Annotated in this window: 15 protein-coding genes; 1 reads left to right on the forward strand and 14 read right to left on the reverse strand. The window is 49.7% G+C overall.

The genetic code is table 11. From position 1 onward, the window contains the following. Window positions 1–13: 13 nt before the first annotated feature. The 11 genes from NST47_RS32460 to NST47_RS32510 all read right to left on the reverse strand — a co-directional run bounded on the left by NST47_RS32460 (window position 14) and on the right by NST47_RS32510 (window position 13,580). Entirely contained in the window at window positions 14–1,045 is a 1,032-nt protein-coding gene (locus NST47_RS32460) for a sialidase family protein (protein ID WP_341158831.1), read from the reverse strand. Between the two features lie 24 nt (window positions 1,046–1,069). Continuing rightward, a complete protein-coding gene (locus tag NST47_RS32465; RefSeq protein ID WP_341158832.1) occupies window positions 1,070–2,719 on the reverse strand; it encodes an extracellular solute-binding protein in 1,650 nt (549 codons plus the stop codon). A gap of 135 nt (window positions 2,720–2,854) precedes the next feature. Continuing rightward, a complete protein-coding gene (locus NST47_RS32470) occupies window positions 2,855–3,739 on the reverse strand; it encodes a carbohydrate ABC transporter permease (RefSeq protein ID WP_076233970.1) in 885 nt (294 codons plus the stop codon). A 16-nt stretch (window positions 3,740–3,755) separates the two neighbouring features. Continuing rightward, complete coding sequence (locus tag NST47_RS32475) at window positions 3,756–4,637, reverse strand: ABC transporter permease (RefSeq protein WP_341158833.1); 882 nt, start codon at window positions 4,635–4,637, stop codon at window positions 3,756–3,758. Window positions 4,638–5,111: 474 nt separating this feature from the next. Next, window positions 5,112–6,392, reverse strand: a complete 1,281-nt coding sequence (locus tag NST47_RS32480; protein WP_341158834.1) for an MFS transporter — start codon at window positions 6,390–6,392, stop codon at window positions 5,112–5,114. Further along, window positions 6,379–8,397 carry an ABC transporter ATP-binding protein gene (locus NST47_RS32485; protein WP_341158835.1) on the reverse strand — a complete coding sequence of 673 codons (2,019 nt, stop codon included), beginning with the start codon at window positions 8,395–8,397 and terminating at the stop codon, window positions 6,379–6,381. Before NST47_RS32485 ends, NST47_RS32480 begins: the two co-directional genes overlap by 14 nt. 23 nt (window positions 8,398–8,420) lie before the next feature. After that, on the reverse strand, window positions 8,421–9,317 hold the full coding sequence (locus tag NST47_RS32490; RefSeq protein WP_341158836.1) for an ABC transporter permease: 897 nt from the start codon (window positions 9,315–9,317) through the stop codon (window positions 8,421–8,423). A gap of 138 nt (window positions 9,318–9,455) precedes the next feature. Further along, a complete protein-coding gene (locus NST47_RS32495) occupies window positions 9,456–10,403 on the reverse strand; it encodes an ABC transporter permease (protein WP_341158837.1) in 948 nt (315 codons plus the stop codon). Between the two features lie 55 nt (window positions 10,404–10,458). Continuing rightward, window positions 10,459–12,036, reverse strand: a complete 1,578-nt coding sequence (locus NST47_RS32500) for an ABC transporter substrate-binding protein (protein WP_341158838.1) — start codon at window positions 12,034–12,036, stop codon at window positions 10,459–10,461. Between the two features lie 105 nt (window positions 12,037–12,141). Then, window positions 12,142–12,849 carry an isochorismatase family protein gene (locus NST47_RS32505; protein WP_341158839.1) on the reverse strand — a complete coding sequence of 236 codons (708 nt, stop codon included), beginning with the start codon at window positions 12,847–12,849 and terminating at the stop codon, window positions 12,142–12,144. A gap of 5 nt (window positions 12,850–12,854) precedes the next feature. Next, complete coding sequence (locus NST47_RS32510; protein ID WP_341158840.1) at window positions 12,855–13,580, reverse strand: isochorismatase family protein; 726 nt, start codon at window positions 13,578–13,580, stop codon at window positions 12,855–12,857. Between the two features lie 251 nt (window positions 13,581–13,831). On the opposite strand from NST47_RS32510, the gene NST47_RS32515 reads away from it, so the two are divergent. Further along, window positions 13,832–14,761: a LysR family transcriptional regulator gene (locus tag NST47_RS32515; protein WP_341158841.1), complete on the forward strand. Its 930-nt coding sequence runs from the start codon at window positions 13,832–13,834 to the stop codon at window positions 14,759–14,761. 289 nt (window positions 14,762–15,050) lie between these two features. Here NST47_RS32515 and NST47_RS32520 read toward each other — a convergent pair whose 3' ends face one another. The 3 genes from NST47_RS32520 to NST47_RS32530 all read right to left on the reverse strand — a co-directional run bounded on the left by NST47_RS32520 (window position 15,051) and on the right by NST47_RS32530 (window position 17,999). Then, complete coding sequence (locus NST47_RS32520) at window positions 15,051–15,755, reverse strand: isochorismatase family protein (RefSeq protein WP_341158842.1); 705 nt, start codon at window positions 15,753–15,755, stop codon at window positions 15,051–15,053. Between the two features lie 32 nt (window positions 15,756–15,787). Then, window positions 15,788–16,510: an isochorismatase family protein gene (locus tag NST47_RS32525; protein WP_341158843.1), complete on the reverse strand. Its 723-nt coding sequence runs from the start codon at window positions 16,508–16,510 to the stop codon at window positions 15,788–15,790. A 277-nt stretch (window positions 16,511–16,787) separates the two neighbouring features. Further along, window positions 16,788–17,999: a glucuronate isomerase gene (locus NST47_RS32530; RefSeq protein ID WP_341158844.1), complete on the reverse strand. Its 1,212-nt coding sequence runs from the start codon at window positions 17,997–17,999 to the stop codon at window positions 16,788–16,790. Window positions 18,000–18,030: the final 31 nt, after the last annotated feature.

Consider the following 18,030-nt stretch of genomic DNA (forward strand, 5'->3'; position numbering starts at 1 on the left):
GTTCAGGGATTTCTTACGACTCCAGCTCCAGGCTCCAGCACACAACCCGCTCCCGTTTCCATGTGTAGGTCACGTATATATGTCTGCCTTCGGCAATCACAGCCGGGTACGAGTACTCCCCCGGTTCGATTGGCTTCGTATAGGTACGGTAGTCGCCTTCCAGCACAATCAGCTGCTCCCAGTTCTCGCCATTGTCTGTGGAGACGCTCAGCAGGAGCGGCATCCGCGGACCATTGTACATGCCGACCGGATTGTAAGCGAGTACAAGCGTTCCGTCATCCATGCGCGCCAAATCGATGCCACTGTTGTTATTTGGCAAATACGTTCGATAAGCAGGCGACCAGGTCCGGCCTGAGTCCGAAGAATCACTGCGGTAAATAAAACCGGCAGTGCTGCGGTGCAGCATGTGTACATGGCCAGGCTCCGATTCCCAAATGGTTGGCTGAATGAGACCTTTGCCGCGGACAAGATACTTTCCTTCCTGCCCCTTGCCAGCCTCGGCAGAAGGGCGAAGCACAGGCACCATTGCGCTTTGCGTCCAGGTCTGCCCCTGGTCTAGTGAAATGTCGGCGAATGCATCCCAGGTTTCTCCTTCAATAGAGGCGGGAGCTAGCCAGGTTCCATCCTGCAGTTCGATCAGCTTGTTCTTAACCGGACCTCTCCCGCCTGAATCTCCCGGCACCAATTCAATCGGCTCGCTCCAGGTTTCACCGTTATCATCGGACACGATCATTCTTGTATACCACTGCGGAATTGGACTGCCCACCTTGTAATGCAGCACGATTTGTCCATCAGTCTTGCGGAATAATACCGGATTCCAATGTACGACGCCTTCTTCGTCCGCCACCATTCGCGGCTTGGACCATATACCGTCCGTTCTCGTCGAGCACCAGATCGCTACATCCGGCGCACCCTCCTTGCTCCCGGCAAAATAGGCAACCAGCAGATCGCCGTTCGGCAGCGTCACGATCGTCGAGGCGTGGCAGGCGGCGAACGGGCGATCCTCCTCAAATACATATTGTCGGCTCTGTTCCTTCAGCTTCATGGTTTCACTCCACTCTCTCTTGTCTTATTTCTTCTGGTTCAATCTGGCTAACGCGCCGTTATAAATTTTTTCCAGCTCGGCGCCTCCGGAATCACGGGCTTTTTTCATGACAGCATCATATTCATCGAGCTTTTTGACACCCATAATAAATTTGTCATATTCCTGCTCCAGCATCGTGTTCAGGTTGACCAGTATTTCCTTGACACGAGCAGCCTCTTCCTTCGTAAGCGGCGGTTCCAAATAAGGATCATGGTAAGCCTTGTCATTGGCAATCGTTTTCCAGAACTGCTCATGCATGTCGCTCCAGTTGCCCGTCAGCTTCTCTACCTGCACCTGCGGCTCGGAGTTGGAGAACCATGGCGTAAAGCTCAGCTTGCCGGAGCCCAGATCGGAATACATCGCATAGAAAGCGGTAGGCTGGCCGTCTTTAAATTTCATCACATAATCGCTGTTCAGCTTAGGCTGGCCCTTCTCGTCCAATGTATGGTGGACACCCTCAACACCGTAGTTCATCAGATTGGACGCCTTCTCGGTGTACATCCAGTCGATCAGCTTGACAAGAGTTTCCGGGTCCTTGGCCTTGGAACTGATCGCAAAAATTCGGTCGTTTGTTATCGTTGTAGCGTAAAATTCAGCTCTGGCTTTGCCAGGCTTATATTCCGGGATCGGAATGAGCTCAAGCTTGCCGTCCGGAACTGCCTTTTGCAGCTGCTTCGTATAATCCAGCGCAAAGCCGCTGTTGTCCATAAAAAAGAACGATTTACCGCTGGTCAGCTTCTCGGTCCACTGCTGCTGGGTTGCAACTGCATAATCCTTGTCGAGTACCCCCATCGTAAAGGCTTTATTCAGGTAAGCCAATACGTTTTTGAATTCGGGCGTTGCTTGTCCGTATACATATTGACCGCCGTTCACATCTTTATCAAAATAGATCCCGTTGCCGCTGCCCACTCCCGAGCCCAGCATATAAGACATCGTTTTGAACAATTGGTGGATAGGTCCGCTTCCCTTACGTGCGGAGAATGGCGTCGAATCGGGATAAATCTTCTTGAGCTCAGCTAGCACAGTCAGCAGCTCGTCAAAGCTTTTAGGCGTCGGCAGGTTGTGTTTTTTCAGCAAATCGGTACGGATGACCGGTCCGAAGCCATTCTTCAGCTCATTGCGGCCTATCGCCGGGAAGCCGTACAGGTCTCCGTCCGCGGTCAGCTTTGCCATGTCCGGGTATTGATCCCATACTTTTTTGAAATTGGGCATCAGTCCCTTGTTCATATATTGCATCAGCGGCACGAACACACCTGTCGATGCAAAGCTGTTAATATCAGCCATATCGACCTGGATAATGTCCGGCAAGTTATTGGTGGCGATCAGTATTTTTTTCTTATCGTTATAATTGCTGTTTGGCACCGTTTCGAATTTCAGCTTGATGTTCGTCTGCTTGAGAATTTCCTGCTGGATCGGAGCCATATTTTTGACCGGCTGGTTCGGATGCTCCGGGAAAGCGATCGTGATCTCGCGTTCCTTGGCAGAAATTTTACCTGAATCTGCTCCAGCTGCGTCACTTCCCGGTGCAGCGGGTGCTGCCTCTTTACCGCCGGTCCCCGTGCAGCCGGCAATAGCCGTAGCCACAATGATTGTGGACAGTGATACGGAAACCCCTTTTACCCATGCTTTAGTCATCTTGGATAAACCTCCCTTTGTGTGGATCAAGCGTTAATTTTGAAGCATGCAGAGCACGCAACAGTCAATGAAGCCGGGTGCCCGGTGATCCCGGAGCATTCCCCCTCTCATTAAGGATGTGAAATGTAAAGATGCTTAACCCTTTAAAGCGCCAATCATCGCGCCTTTGACAAAATACTTTTGCAAATACGGGTACGCTACGAGGATCGGCAGCACGGTAATTATAATGACCGCAAACTTATAGTTGGTCGCAACAACACGGAAATTGGAGGATGCACTGCCCACATCCGCAGTCTGATCAGCAAATTCGCCCGCTATGACGATGTTCCTCAGCAGCACCTGCACGGGAAACTTGTCGCTGTCGTTCAAATAAATCAAAGCCGGGAAAAAGCTGTTCCAATGATGTACAGCGTAAAACAGCACCATCGTAGCCATAACCGGAAGCGAGAGCGGCAAAATAATTTTCCACAGCACCTGCAGCTCGTTGGCTCCATCCAGATAAGCCGATTCCTGCAGAGCGACCGGAATCCCTTCAAAATAGGTTTTCATAATGATCATATTGAAGGTACTGATTGCTGTAGGCAGCATTAACGCCCACATCGTATCGATAAGTCCGAGCTTCTGGACGACCAGATACACCGGAATCAAACCACCGCTGATGAACATCGTGACCGCAACCATAAAGATGAAGATGTTGCGCCCGTAAAAATCCTTTCGGGAGAGCGGATACGCACACAGCGCTGTCAGGATCACGTTGATTGTCGTCCCGACAGTCGTATACAGCAGCGTATTGCCATAAGCCTGCCAAATCTTCGGATTTTTAAATACGACCAGATACGCATCAAACGTAATGTCCATCGGGAGCAGCTTGATCAAACCGCGCGTAACCAGATTGCCGTCGCTGATCGACACGATAAAGATGTAATAAATCGGGTATACCGTTATGAAGATCAGGAGCAGCAGCACCGCGATGTTGCACACGTCGAAAATTTTGGACCCTAGTGAAGTATGTTTGTTCATGACAGCCTCCTGTTATCTACCACAATCCGGTTTGACTGATTCTTTTGGAAATGCGATTCGCCGAGACGAGCAGTACAAGCCCGATCACTGCCTGGAACAGCTCTACTGCAGTCGCATAGCTGAAATCACTGCCCAGCAGCCCTCTCCGATACACATAGGTCGAGATCACATCTGCCGTTTCATAGGTCGAACCGTTATAAAGCAAAATAATTTTGTCATAGCCGATCGACATCAGCCTGCCGATATTGAGGATGAGCATAATCGATATCGTTGGTGAAATTTCGGGCAGTGTGATGTGAATCAACTGCTTCCAGCGGTTGGCTCCATCGATTTTGGCGGCATCATACAGCTCTTCATCGACAGCAGTCAGAGCAGCCAAATAAATAATCGAGCCCCAGCCGATGCTTTGCCAAATCCCCGAGGAAATGAAAATCGTCCGGAACCATTCCGGCTTCATCAGAAATTGAATCGGTGCCAGGCCAAACCACGTTATGAGTTGATTGACCAGACCGTCCAATGTAAGAAAATTGACAATCATCCCGCAGACGACAACGGTAGAGATAAAATGCGGCAGGTAGCTGACGCTTTGGGCGAACTTTTTTAATGCCTTGCTTTTTAATTCATTGAGAAGCAGAGCTAGAATAATCGGCGCCGGAAACGCCCAGAACAGCTCGTATATATTGATAAGCAGCGTGTTGCGAACCAGCTTCCAAAAATATTCCTCATTCAGAAACTTTTTGAAATGCGTCAGTCCGACCCATGGGCTTTCCGTGATGCCCTTGACGATATTGTAATCCTTGAAAGCAATGATAATGCCATACATCGGCCAATAATGAAAGCATACATAATAGCAAAAAGGCAGGAAAAAAATCAAATATAAATACCGGCTTCGTTTCATATTTCGCAGGATCGGATGGCTCTTGCTTCTGGGCGCGCCGACTGCTGGCTGTACATGTGATGTTTGAATAGAAATCCCTCCTGGCTGACGATCTTGTACGGTTCACGCCAATCAAGCTGATGCCTAATCGGCGGCCGCTTCCGTAATCCCTATTATGAGAGCGGCTGAACGCCTTGAAAAGCACCGATAACGGCATTCCGCGAACCACTTTTCGCACAAATGCGCTCATGATTCAAATTTCTAAGGGTGTCCAAATATCGCACACCTTGGCTGCAAACCCAGTCTGGGCAAGGCTTTAGGACATTCCCATCCAGAAACCAGGGATTTCTTCTCGCATCCAGCCGACTGGATGAGACAGCAAAAAACCATTGCCGCTCCATAATGAGCATGCAATGGTTTTGAGCTGCCTGACGGTACCGCCAGGCGTTTTTCAGCGTTTGTCTGCGGGCACTGCCGACGGAGGCTGCTGCTGGGCTAAGAGGCCTGGTTGCCTGGCGCGGCCTCCGGCTTACTGCCGCCTGCCTCGCGACCTGTTGTTTTTAAATTCCATTTGGCGCTCGTGTACACCGAAAATCCGAACATCATCGCAACCAGGAAAATCCCGCCTGTCAGAAACGCGAACGACAAACCAAGCGTTTGACCCAGAATCCCGAACATCGCCGGGCTGATGATTTGCGAGAATCGGTTTGTCAGCAGCCTTAACCCCATAAGCTTCCCACGGTCGGCATCTCTTGTGTCATTGACGACAATCATGATGCTTACAGGCAGATTAATCCCCACGGCAGCGCCCATGATCAGCATCAAAGCCACAATGCCGGCAATATGAAGACCTGCGAGCGGCGTTAATAACACACATACGGACGCAATCATGCCGGCGATTAACAAGATCCGCTCCAGATGGGTCCGCTTCATGATCCAGTTCAGTGCATAGCGGGAAAGCATGCCTGCCAAGCCGCGAATTGCCAGCACTATCGAGATCAGGAAGGTCGAGTAACCGAGTTCCTTTAAATACAAAGGCATAAAGCTCATATACAGAGCTTGGATATACATAATCAGAAAGGTGCCGATTAACCCGAACTGCACCGCACGAATTTTGGTCAAATGCCAGCCGCTCGTATAGCTGTCCACAATCCCTTGAACCCTGATAATATCCCTCGGCTTAATCTCTGCCAGATTCGGATCGGGATGCGGATAACCCCGCGAAATGATCAGGATAAACACAAGAAACAGAATGGATGCAAAGCCCGCTATCAGAAAGGATATCTTGTAGCCAATCAATTCTGTAGCAAACAGTGAAACAATGCCCCCGCCTATAAGCGGACCGAGCATTCCACCTCCTGACATCCACATCGAATATTTATTAATATTTTCGTTGCGCTGGTTTTTGTCTCCATCGGATACAAGCACCTGTAGAGCCGAAGCCATAATAACAATGCAGGCCCCCATAAAAAACTGCGAAATCGACAACATCCAGAGTCCATTGCCATAATACGTCGTAAACAAGGAAAGAATCAGCAGTATGCTTCCCCACTTCAGCATTTTCATCGAGCCGATCGAATCGATTAATTGCCCGACCGGCATGGCGATAAAAATCGGCAGCAGGGAACGCAGCGTAACCATGAAGCCAATGGCAGAGGTAGAAGCACCGACCTCTTGGGCATACAGGGTAAAGAATGGCTGCGCCATTCCCGTGATTGCAAAAAACAGCCCCCCGCCATAAATGCCAACCTTGCGGTACAGATCAAGAGACGGCATGACAAGCTACCTGTCGAGTCGTCTGATAATCCTCTAGTACCGGCTTGTGGCTGACGCAGTGCTCTGTGACCAGCGGACAACGGGAATGAAAGGCACAGCCAAGGGGCGGATTGGCTGGGCTGGGCAGCTCTCCGGACACCAGCTGGATATCTCTCTGGGATTCAATCACGGGATCAGGGACGGGAACGGCTGCAAGCAAAGCTTTCGTATAGGGATGCATCGGATTGGTAAACACCCTCTCGGCAGGTCCATACTCAACGATTTCACCTAGATACATCACAGCAATCTTATCCGAAATGTAACGAACGGTGGATAGATCATGGGAGATGAACACGAAGCTCAGACCCATCTCCTCCTTTAAATCGCAGAGCAGATTAATAATCTGCGCTCTTACGGATACATCCAGTGCAGAGGTTGGCTCGTCGGCAACAACGACGCTCGGATTCAACGCCAAGGCCCGCGCCACACCGATCCGCTGCCGCTGACCGCCGCTTAGCTGGCTTGGATAACGGTCCAGATAAGAAGCCTCCAGGCCGACCTTCGCGATAAGCTCACGGACTTTGAAGCGCCTTTCTTCCTTCGTGCCTATTCCTTGCACATTAAGCGGCTCGGCGATAATATCACCTATTTTCATTTTGGGATTAAATGAGGAATACGGGTCCTGAAATACAATTTGAATATTGCCGCTCACCTCGATGCTTCCCGATGTCGGTTCATCAAGACCGAGCAGCATGCGAGCCGTTGTGCTTTTGCCGCAGCCGCTCTCACCGACAATACCTATGGTTTCACCACGCTGCAGCGTAATATTAATGCCATTAACAGCTTTGATCTCGGGAGCCTTGCGCCAGGGCAGCAGTGAATCACGCTTGAAATGCTTATGAAGATCTTTAATAACAAGCACATGGCCATCCGCTTTACCTACAGCTGTCTCTGCATAATTCATGGAAGCAGCAGCCGTTTGCGGTTTATTGTGTTTATCCAATGATACGAGCTTATCCAGACCCTCGGTTTGCAGTCCATGCTCCAGCCAGCAGGCAGAGGCTTGTGTGCCCCCGCGCTCCTGCAGCGGAGGAGACTCCATATGGCACCGGCTCGCTGCCGCCGAGCAGCGCTCCTTGTACGAGCAGCCGATAATCTGATTTTTCATATCATGCGGGAATCCGCCAATATGAAGCAGACGACCGCTTTTTTCACCACTTATCTTGGGAATGGTCATCAGCAGGCTTTGCGTATAGGGATGCTTCGGATGCGCGAACAGCTCCTGAACCGTGCCGTATTCAACGATTTTCCCGGCGTACATGACTGCAACCTTTTGGGCAAAGCGGGCGACCAGCCCCAGATCATGGGTGATGAACATCATGGCTGTTCCCGTCGTTTCCGTCAGCTCCTTCAGCAGCTGTACGATCTGCGCCTGTATCGTTACATCGAGGGCAGTCGTCGGCTCGTCGGCAACAATCAGCTTCGCGTTGCACGATAACGCCATGGCAATCATAATCCGCTGCCTCATCCCGCCGCTCATTTCAAACGGATACGCATCGATTCGTTTCTCGGCATCGGGAATACCAACGCGGCTCAGCCAATCAACGGCCAAGAGGCGTGCTTCCTTGGGACCCAGCTTCAAGTGCATACGAATCGGCGTGATCATCTGGTCAGATATGCGCATCACAGGGTCAAGCGAGGACATCGGGTCCTGAAAAACCGTTCCCACCTCTTTGCCGCGAAGCCGGTTGAGCTCCTTTTCCGGCATACCCACCAATTCCCTGTTTTCAAGCTGTACGCTTCCTGACACGATACGGCCGGGATAAGCAATCAATTGAATCAGTGACATCGCCATCGCGCTTTTCCCTGACCCGCTCTCGCCTACTATAGCCAGACGTTCACCACGCTGAATATCAAAGGATACGCCATTGACCGCCCGGACAGTGGCACTCTCTGTCTCAAAATGGGTGTGTAAATCCCGGACCCGCAGCAGCGGATCGGAATCTAAAAGATAGTCGGTTTCCATATGAAATTCCTCCTGTCTGCAGCTTATTTTCTCGAACGAGGGTCAAGCACTTCACGAATACCGTCTGACATAAAATGCAGGCTGATCGCAATCAGCAAAATAACGACGCCTGGCAGGGTTGAAATCCACCAGCCGATTTGCAGATAGGTTTGCCCCTCTTTAATGATATTGCCCAGTGACGGCTCCGGCGGCATAATCCCCAGGCCTAGAAAGCTGAGACTGGCTTCAACGAGAATGGCATTGGCGGCAGCTATACTGGCAGCGACAAGCAGCGAGGAAATCGTATTAGGAATAATATGCTTGGTCATCAGCCACAGTTGGGAGGCTTTCACGGTTCGGGCCGCATCGATATACGTTCTCGATTTCAGCGTCAGCACCAGAGAGCGCTGCAGTCTGATAAAACGCGGCACATCAGCAAGTGAAATGGCAATGACAACCGGGATGAAGCCCGCTCCCATAATGGAAACCAGACCAATCGCCAGCAGCAATGAAGGAAAGGCAAGAAAAATATCAACGATGGACATCATCGTGCGATCGACCATTTTTCCGTAAAACCCGGCAATCGTGCCCAACACAACTCCAAATACAAGTGCAATTACAGCTACACTAAGTCCAACCGATAGGGAAACCTTAATGCCCGACAACGTCCGGCTGAATACATCGCGGCCTAATTTGTCCGTTCCGAATGGATGATCCCAGGAAGGCGACTGCATACTCGACTTCACATCGGTAACCAATGGACTAGGGAAGGGCAGTACGGGTGCCAACAGGGTCAACAGTAAAATAGGAATCAAAATCAGCAGCGCCCAGCGAGCCTTCTGGTTGGCTATCAAAAAATGCAGCCCAGGAATCCGAATAGTCCCCCAAGAAAACGGGCCTAGCTTCCCTCTGCCGGTACCAAGTGCTTCTTGATTGTTCATATTCTTCACCTCTTCAAAGTTTTGTGGAACAAAACTAACTTCGTAAGCATCAGCTCGGTTTTGTGGAACAAAACTGTCTTCGTAAGCATCAGCTGCGTTTGTGGAACAAAACTAACTTCGTAAGCATCAGCTGCGTTTTTAGAACTGAACGCGCGGATCGATCTTTTTGTAAACCAGATCCGTCAGGAAATTGATCGCCACAAACAGGAATGCATAGAACAGAATCAAGGTCTGCACCAGCGGATAATCCCGGCTGTTGATTCCGTTAACCAGCAGTGTGCCGATACCAGGAATTGTAAAAATAAATTCGACGATGACTGTGCCGTTCAGCAAATTACCGAAGCTGAGTCCAATGACCGTGACAATGGGCAGCGCTGCGTTGCGGAGTGCATGACGGAATACAACGACAATCTCGGATATGCCTAATGAGCGGGCTGTACGCACATAATCTTCATTCAGGACTTCAAGCACGGCAGTTCGCGTAATACGCGCAAGCGTAGCGACCTGTGTAATCGATAGCACAATAATCGGAATCGCAATGCGCTTCATCAGCATCTCCGGATTATCCAGCGTCACTCTGCCGCTTGCCGGAAATAAGCCCAAGCCCAAGGACAGAATCAGCAGCAGCAGCAATGCCGTCCAGAACGCCGGCATCAGATCGACAATCATCGCTGCCCATGTAATCGCGTTATCGAGCGCTTTCTTTCCCTTGTGGGCCATATAGGCAGCAAGCGTGCCAAGCGGGATGGAAATACATACCGCCATCAAAATCGTAATCGACGCTATCAGCATCGTAATCGGCAGCGCCGTCATGATCATGCCCGTTATCGGCAGATTGGTCGTCACCGTATTGCCAAAATCGAGCATCAGCAGGTTTTTCATGTAGCTGAAATACTGCAGCCAGAGGGGCTGATTCAGCCCCATCTCTTCTCGCAGCCGCTCCAGAGCGGCTGCCGACACATTTTCTCCTGCCATTGCCGATGCCGCATCACCCGGTATAAGCCGTAAAGCGAAGAATACCAGTGTCACCACTCCAAGCATCGTAACGATCAGCTGAACGACTCGTTTAAAGGAATATACCAGCACTGGCGATCACCTCCCGGATTCACTTTTTCACTGACCTTACTACAGCCTTGTGCACCTATTTGATATCGACACCATAGAAGTCAACCTGTGCCAGCTTATTGATGACAACACCATCCACATTCGTCTTGCTTGGCCAAAATACATTGCTTCCGAAGGTCGGCATATAAGGCAGATCCGTCATCGCAATAACCTGCACCTCTTCATACAGCTTCTTCCGTTTGTCCTTATCAACCTCGGCACGCGCCGCTTCCAGCTTCTCGGTCAGCACCGGATTATCATAACGTGCGCCATTCAAGCCGCCGGGCGATTTATTGTTCGGATGCAGGTAGCTGAACAGGATCATATCCGGATTGACGGCGGGCAGCAAACGTCCAGCAGTCATAAAGTCTCCATCATTTCTCACCTTGTTATAGGTCGGCGTATCCACCAGGACGAATTCCAGTGTAACTCCCACTTTTTTCAAATATTCCTGCTCCAGCTGCAGCGTATCTGTAATCCCGGTTGCCGACGTATTCGTCTGCGTCATCTTGAAGCCGTTCGGATAACCCGCTTCCGCCAGCAGCTTTTTCGCTTTCTCCGGATTGTATTCATACTTCGGCGCTTTGTCCGTGTAGCCATCCATCCAGTCCATCAAAATACTGCTCGTTCCTGCTTGCAGTTGGGGATTGACCGCTTTGGCAATTGCATTGAAATCAACAGCATAGGCAAGCGCCTGCCGGACTCTTACATCGGCCAGAATCGGATTGGTCATATTAAAAATCCGCAGACTGTTGGCATAGTTTTTGACATTGTTCATTTTGAAGCCGGCTTTGCTCAGCGTATCGAGATTTTCTTCCTTATTGGCTCGCATAATAAGGTCGATTTCACCATTTTGCAGGGCTATCGTTGAGGTCGCCTCATCTTTAATAATCGAAAAGATGAGCTTCTCAATCGGGGCAGGGCCCTTATAGTATTGCGGATGCCGCACAAGCACGATCTCAGAGTTGACATCCACACTTTCCAACGCATACGGTCCTGTGCCTACAGGCTTGAATTTCACCTGAGCTCCTGCAGCCTCAATCGCTTCCTTCTTCACGATCTGGCCTTGATGGTAGTTGGCAACGACATGCAGAAAGTTGCCATCCGGCTGCTTAAGTACAACCTTCACCGAATAATCATCAGGCGCTTCCATCGTTTCGATGTTGGCCAAATCGGTAGCGTATGGAGAAGCGGTTTTTTTATCGATATTGCGGTTATAGGTGTACAGCACATCCTTGGAGGTGAATTCACCATAGCCACCCTGCCATTGAACGCCTTTGCGCAATTTAAATGTCCATGTTTTGTTATCCGACGTTTGCCAGGACTCCGCCAAATCGGGAATGATCGCACCGGTTGCCGAATCATAGGTTGTCAGACCGCTAAAGATATTAAAGACGATATTCTCATTTTCAATTCGAAATACGGTAGCGGGATCAAAGCCCGCGGGATCATCATAGAATCTGATCTTCAGCGTCTTATGGTCATTCTTTGCAGCTGCGGCCCCGGCTGCATTCCCTGTTGAAGGGGCCGTCGAGCTTTCATTTGTAGAACAGGCAGCACTCACAAGCAGGAAAAACATGACGATTATAAGCAGATGCCATTTTTTACTGTGCATTCCCCTCGTCCCCCTCATCGCTATTTGACGATCTCCGGAAGTGCAGCGCACCCGCAACCTGCTACGGATTCACCACACCTCCAGCCATACCTGCGCTCTGCTGTTTTAAGCCCTGACGCCTATTTTGCTGATCGCTCCAATTTCCTGAAAATATTGTTTGGCAGCCGCCAAATCGACGACATCCGCATATTTTTGATGCAGATCATACAGGTTCATATAATGAGAAGCTTCCGTGCGGTCAAACACACAATCCGCTACAACTCCCATATGAAAACGATGGGTGGCCCCATCCACAGTAGTCGCCCGTACACAGCCGCTTGTCGTTTCACCGCAGCATATCAAAGTATCGATACCCAGACTGTTCAGATGGAACAAGAGCGGCGTTCCAGGGAAAGCGCTCGGTGAGGCTTTTTCAATAACCAGCTCGCCATAAACCGGCTTGACCTCATCCACGATTTCCGAGCCCTTTTGGCGCAGTTCATCACTAAGCGGAACCCGCTTGCGGGTATTCCGACTCCAGCTGTTGATTCCGGACTGCAAACCCTTTACATGGATAACGGGAATTTGGTTGCTTCGTGCTACCTCCAGCAGCTCAGCAGTCTTGTCGACGGCAGCCCAGCCCTCAAGTCCGGTACTCGACGACCATGTCTCCATGGATTCAAAAATCGGCTCGCGCTTCAAGCCAAGCACGCTGTAGTAAATGTCGATCAACAGCAGTGCGGGCCTTTTGCCAAAGCCGTACAGCTCCTTTTTGCCCCATAACAGATCATGCTGCTTGTCGCGCTCACTCATAAATTTCTCCCAACCGTACATGTTCATTACCTCCCTGAAATTGTTATAGATGGGACAGGCTTCGCTGCGCCGATCTTTTGGAAGTATTGCTTGGCATATTCCACACCAACCACATCGGCATATTTCTGATGCATATCGTACAGGTTCATCCAGTGAGAAGCTTCCGTACGGTCAAATACGCCTTCTTCGACGACCCCCATCTTGAATCTTTGTGTAGCTCCATCCACAACCGAAGCACGAATGCAGCCGCTCGTTGTTTCACCGCAGACAATAACTGTATCAATACCCAGACTGACTAATTGAAAGCTAAGGGGTGTTCCCTGAAAACAGCTTGGCGCTGATTTCTCTATAACAATCTCACCAGGAATGGGCTTGACTTCATCCACGATTTCCATGCCTTTCTTTTTCATTTCAGAGGACATGGCCGACGGCTGGCGCTTGCGATGAATCCACGGCTTGATCAGATTATCCATGCCTTTTACATGAAAAACGGGAATTTGATTGTCCCGGGCAACGGCTAACAGCTCGGCAGTACGATCAACGGCTTCCCAACCTTCCAGCCCGGTACTGCCAGGCCAGGTTTTCATGGATTCGAAGATTTCCTGGCGTTCCAGACCAAGCACACTATAATACATATCGATTAATACCAAAGCCGGTTTCTCACCAAATCCTGCAAGCTCCTGTTTACCACGCTGTTGATCATGCTCTTTGTCCCGTTCTGATAAAAACCGTTCCCAGCCTCTCGAAGTCATCTTCCATTCCTCCTTGAAATTCTAAATAAATTTATGTTAGATTTACTAACATTTATTTAACGTTTAATTCTTTATTTATTACATACACTTATCATAAATCCAATTGACACAACCGTAAATTAGCATTGTTGAATGAAAATATTAGTTAAATGAATGCAAACGAATTCATTCATTGCATTTATGTTAGTAAATCTTATATAATAGGTCATGAAACCTTACATTTTATTAATTTGCTGAATGGGGGATTTTATATGAATCTGGAGCAAATCACAACGTTTTTACAGGTTTACCAGATCGGCAGCTTTCAGGAGACCGCTAATCAGATGTATTTGCCGCAGCCCACCATATCTCATCGCATCACCCAATTAGAGAAAGAGCTGGGTAAATCTTTACTCATTCGCGGTAAAGGCAGGGTTCGATTAACTGAAGAGGGCAAAGCCTTTCTGCCTTATGCCAGACATATTCTGGGCTCCTTGCAGGAAGGCCGGAATGCAGTAGCCAGTGTAGAGCAAGGCTCGGCAGGCAAATTGACCATAGGCTGCAACAATTCGTTCGCCAGCTGCGTGATGCCTGAAGTACTCGACACATTCATGGTGGAGTATCCGAAGGTTGCCCTGAAGGTGCAGTGCTACGCCTCGCCTACATTGGTTCGATTTCTGAAGCAGCGTGAAATTCAATTGGCCATTACCCGTTACACCAGCAATGACCGGGGGATCGTATATCGATCCGTATACAGTGAACCCACGGATTTAATCGTTTCTCCGGCGCACCCTTTCGCCAAACGGAAGAAAGTGGATATCGAGGAGATATTAAAGGAAACCTTCATCACCTATCAAAAGGATACGCAGTACAGAGATCTGCTCGATACGACACTCAACCAGATCCAGCTGAATTACATTACCAAGATTGAGACGAATAATCTTGGGCTGATCAAACACTTTATTAAACAAAATGCAGGGGTCCACTTGTCCGGCAGCTTGTACATGCGAAATGAGCTCGCAAAAAAAGAGCTGGTTCAAGTAAAAATTGAACGCAACCCTTTTTCACCAAGTCAAGTATTCATTGCTCATCAGAAGGATGAAACCCATAGTTTGGATCAGCTGTTTACCCGTCACTTCGAGTCACAAATCAATTCCCATTTAAACAAGGAACAACCCATCTTGAATGGCATGTCAATGTAAGAACAACACGCGGAATAACCTGACCCACTCGGCGATGTGTAATCCTGTATATCCACCGACTATCCGCTCCCTGCCGTATCCACTCTCAATCGCTCCCCGACCTCACATGCATGTTTAGAATTATGCTGCAGCTAACATCGCCGAGGCACTAATCCGTACACACAGTCAGCCATGCCGCTGTAACCCGCATCTGTCCCTGCCTAATCAGATTCCATACCCATACAAAGCTTGTGTTATTTTACTGCTCTTTAACTTGAATCCCAGTTCTTAACCGTATCTTCAACTCGGCTTATACCGTCTGGGCCATCAGCCGCTTGGCCAAATGTTCCAGCACTTCATCGATATGCATGACATCGGCATATTTGTGATGGAGATCAAACAGGCTGATTTTATGTGACAGAGGGCTGCGGTCATACACACACTCTTCAACCACCACCGTATGGTAGCCATGCGAATACGCATCGACCACGCTGGCCCGGACACAGCCGCTTGTTGACTCACCCACGACAATCAGGCTGTCCACACCCATCATCGTCAGATACGAGGTCAAGGGCGTACCCTGAAATGCGCTGGCACGGGTTTTGTAAATCAGCAGATCTTCCGGCTGCGGGGCAAATTCACGGAAAATCTCGAACGCATCCGAGGTTTTGGCGCCCCCCTTGCGGTTGGTAGCCGCTACCTTCACACCTCTGCGCCGCGTCAATTCATCCGAGGTTAAATAGATCACCGGCATACCCATGGCACGAACCGCCGTAAATAAACTTACGGTAGGCTCGATCGCTTCCCAGGCATGGATACCGCAGGAGCTCGGAAACTCAGCCTGCAGCTCAATGGGTGGCTTGGCACCTCCTTGATAGGCGCTGTTGTATAGATCAATGGCGAGCAGTGCCGGTTTGCGACCAACAAAGGTTTCACGCTCGTATGCCTTATAAATCTCGAGTATGTCCGGATCAACAACATCCTTCCAGCAATGATCCTCAAAAGCGTAAGCCATATGCGATTCCCCTTTCGTGTATCCGTGTAGGTTTAAGCTTCTACCTTGATTTTTTTGGCGGCACCAATGGCATCGAAATACTCGATGGCATAATTCATTTCCACCACGTCGGCGTATTTTTGATGCATATCATACAGATTCATGTAATGCGAGGACTGCGTGCGGTCATAGACGCATTCTTCAACAACACCCATCTGGAAGCGATAGGTCGCTCCATCCACAACCGATGCCCGCACACAGCCGCTTGTCGTTTCCCCTGCGCATATAACCGTATCTGCATTCAGGCTGATCAATTGGAACAACAGCGGGGTTCCGTGAAATGCGCTGGCAGCGGCTTTTTCAATCACGATCTCACCTGCGATCGGCTTGACCTCCTCCACAATTTGCCGGCCCTTCTCCATCATTTCCTCCGACATGGTCACCTGAAGCTTGCGTTTTTTACTGCTTTTGGTCCAATGATTGATGCCGCTGTTCATCCCTTTAATATGAATGACAGGAATTCCATTCTTACGGGCAGCCGCCAGCAGAATCGCCGTCTTGTCAATCGCAGCCCAGCCTTCAAGACCTGTGCTCATCGGCCATGTTTTCATCGATTCAAAGATTTCCTCGCGCTCCAGACCGACGACACTATAGTACATGTCAATCAACAGTAAAACCGGCTTTTCCCCGAAACCGTTCAACGTCTGCTTGCCCCAAAGCTCATCATGCCGTTTGTCTTGCTCTGTAAAAAAATGACTCCACTTCATTTCTCCCATTGCAATCCCTCCATTTCGTATTTGCTACTTCAGTGTAAGTTAGCTTATCTAACATGTAAATATTGGTTTATGCATGTAAACTCTCATTATTTGAATGTATGCGGATACAGCCTTTCAATCATCGTCCTGACAAAAGTGAAATTTCTCTTCACTCACACAAAACAAAAATCCCTGTTTCGCTGCAATCAAGCAGCAAAACAAGGACTTTGGCAAAGCCTTTCCTTACAGGAACGCGCTTATTCGATTGGGTCGTACCCATAATGTCACACAAGGAGTTCTAACCTTTACTATTCAGTGATTGCACACGGTATCTGCGCGCTGCACTCTCATACAGCCAGTCGCGTGCGACTTCAATCGCCTGAGCATGATCCAGCCAGCCAGAGGCCACACGTTCAGCCAAAAATTCACTGAGTACACGCTTAACCAGCCAAATTTTCCCATACGTCCATTCAATGCACCTTGAATCAGATGCGATCAGTGAAGATTTCAGTGCCGGCAGTGCCTCCAGCCTGTACTGCATGGACTGCTTGTAGGTGGATGCCCGGAAGTTATACCACCAATGTCCGCCGACATGAACATTAGGGAAATTCCATGCCGCCTGCACCACATCAAGATTGTTGATTTCCGAGGCGACCACCAACTCGAACGGACAGCTGTACCGCTCAAACAAACCGCTAAGCTTCAAGATGCGCTCCGGGTCGTTCGCAGGCAGCGGTTCCCCGCACCAGGAGCGTTCGACACCGAGAAAAAACTGTACGAACAGCTGATGACGCTGTGCAGCCTCGCAAATCAGATGAAGCACATTCATCAAAACCTGATCACGCACCAAGCCCGATGTGGATAAATCATACAATTGGTTAGCCGAAGCCTCATATCGCGGAAGTGTGGTCATAATGCCTGGACAGCCCTGCTTGCTGTAGCCGCCCAACAAGGTGTCAACGGTTTCACGCAGCTGCTCGAACGCCTGAAGCGGATTTGAGCTTTCTATGATCTCAGTAACCCATCCGAAAATCTTCCCGTCGATTCGCGGAATCAGAATTGCATTCCGCCTCATCCCCTCAAAAGGAGCATGCTCAGGTACATTGACTACATACTCACGAACGCTCAGGCGGTCCGCTACCTGCTGCGCCCAGTCTGCCTGTACTGCAGATTGCTTGACAGCTTCATCTGCCGCCAGAACGGACGCTTCATCCTTCAGCTCGATTCCATATAAATCCTGGAAAATCCGCGACAGCGCCACGTTCATCATCGTATGTCTGGAAGCATGGTGAGCGCTAAGAAATGCCTGGATTCGCTCACGAACCGGCAGCTGCTCGGCATGTGCCGGATAACCGGCTGCCTGCAGCTCACGGAATAACCAGAAGTAATGGGCGATCTGCCAGAAATCCACAGCATTCAGCCGATCTCCAACCAGATGGGTATGAGTGTCAACAACGTCAACCGTCTCAAGCTCTTGCATGATTCGCTCGCGGATCGTTTCCTGCTGCATCCTGTTATCCTCCTGTGGCGTGCTGCACCCG

This window comes from Paenibacillus sp. FSL H8-0034, assembly GCF_038000305.1.
Taxonomy (GTDB): Bacteria; Bacillota; Bacilli; order Paenibacillales; family NBRC-103111; genus Paenibacillus_S.

Coding starts and splice junctions, on each gene's coding strand:
- NST47_RS32530 (WP_341158844.1), bottom strand. CDS start 17,999: ATGCAGCAGGAAACGATCCGCGAGCGAATCATGCAAGAGCTTGAGACG.
- NST47_RS32460 (WP_341158831.1), bottom strand. CDS start 1,045: ATGAAGCTGAAGGAACAGAGCCGACAATATGTATTTGAGGAGGATCGC.
- NST47_RS32470 (WP_076233970.1), bottom strand. CDS start 3,739: ATGAACAAACATACTTCACTAGGGTCCAAAATTTTCGACGTGTGCAAC.
- NST47_RS32510 (WP_341158840.1), bottom strand. CDS start 13,580: ATGACTTCGAGAGGCTGGGAACGGTTTTTATCAGAACGGGACAAAGAG.
- NST47_RS32480 (WP_341158834.1), bottom strand. CDS start 6,392: ATGCCGTCTCTTGATCTGTACCGCAAGGTTGGCATTTATGGCGGGGGG.
- NST47_RS32485 (WP_341158835.1), bottom strand. CDS start 8,397: ATGGAAACCGACTATCTTTTAGATTCCGATCCGCTGCTGCGGGTCCGG.
- NST47_RS32475 (WP_341158833.1), bottom strand. CDS start 4,637: ATGAAACGAAGCCGGTATTTATATTTGATTTTTTTCCTGCCTTTTTGC.
- NST47_RS32505 (WP_341158839.1), bottom strand. CDS start 12,849: ATGTACGGTTGGGAGAAATTTATGAGTGAGCGCGACAAGCAGCATGAT.
- NST47_RS32525 (WP_341158843.1), bottom strand. CDS start 16,510: ATGGGAGAAATGAAGTGGAGTCATTTTTTTACAGAGCAAGACAAACGG.
- NST47_RS32490 (WP_341158836.1), bottom strand. CDS start 9,317: ATGAACAATCAAGAAGCACTTGGTACCGGCAGAGGGAAGCTAGGCCCG.
- NST47_RS32520 (WP_341158842.1), bottom strand. CDS start 15,755: ATGGCTTACGCTTTTGAGGATCATTGCTGGAAGGATGTTGTTGATCCG.
- NST47_RS32465 (WP_341158832.1), bottom strand. CDS start 2,719: ATGACTAAAGCATGGGTAAAAGGGGTTTCCGTATCACTGTCCACAATC.
- NST47_RS32515 (WP_341158841.1), top strand. CDS start 13,832: ATGAATCTGGAGCAAATCACAACGTTTTTACAGGTTTACCAGATCGGC.
- NST47_RS32500 (WP_341158838.1), bottom strand. CDS start 12,036: ATGCACAGTAAAAAATGGCATCTGCTTATAATCGTCATGTTTTTCCTG.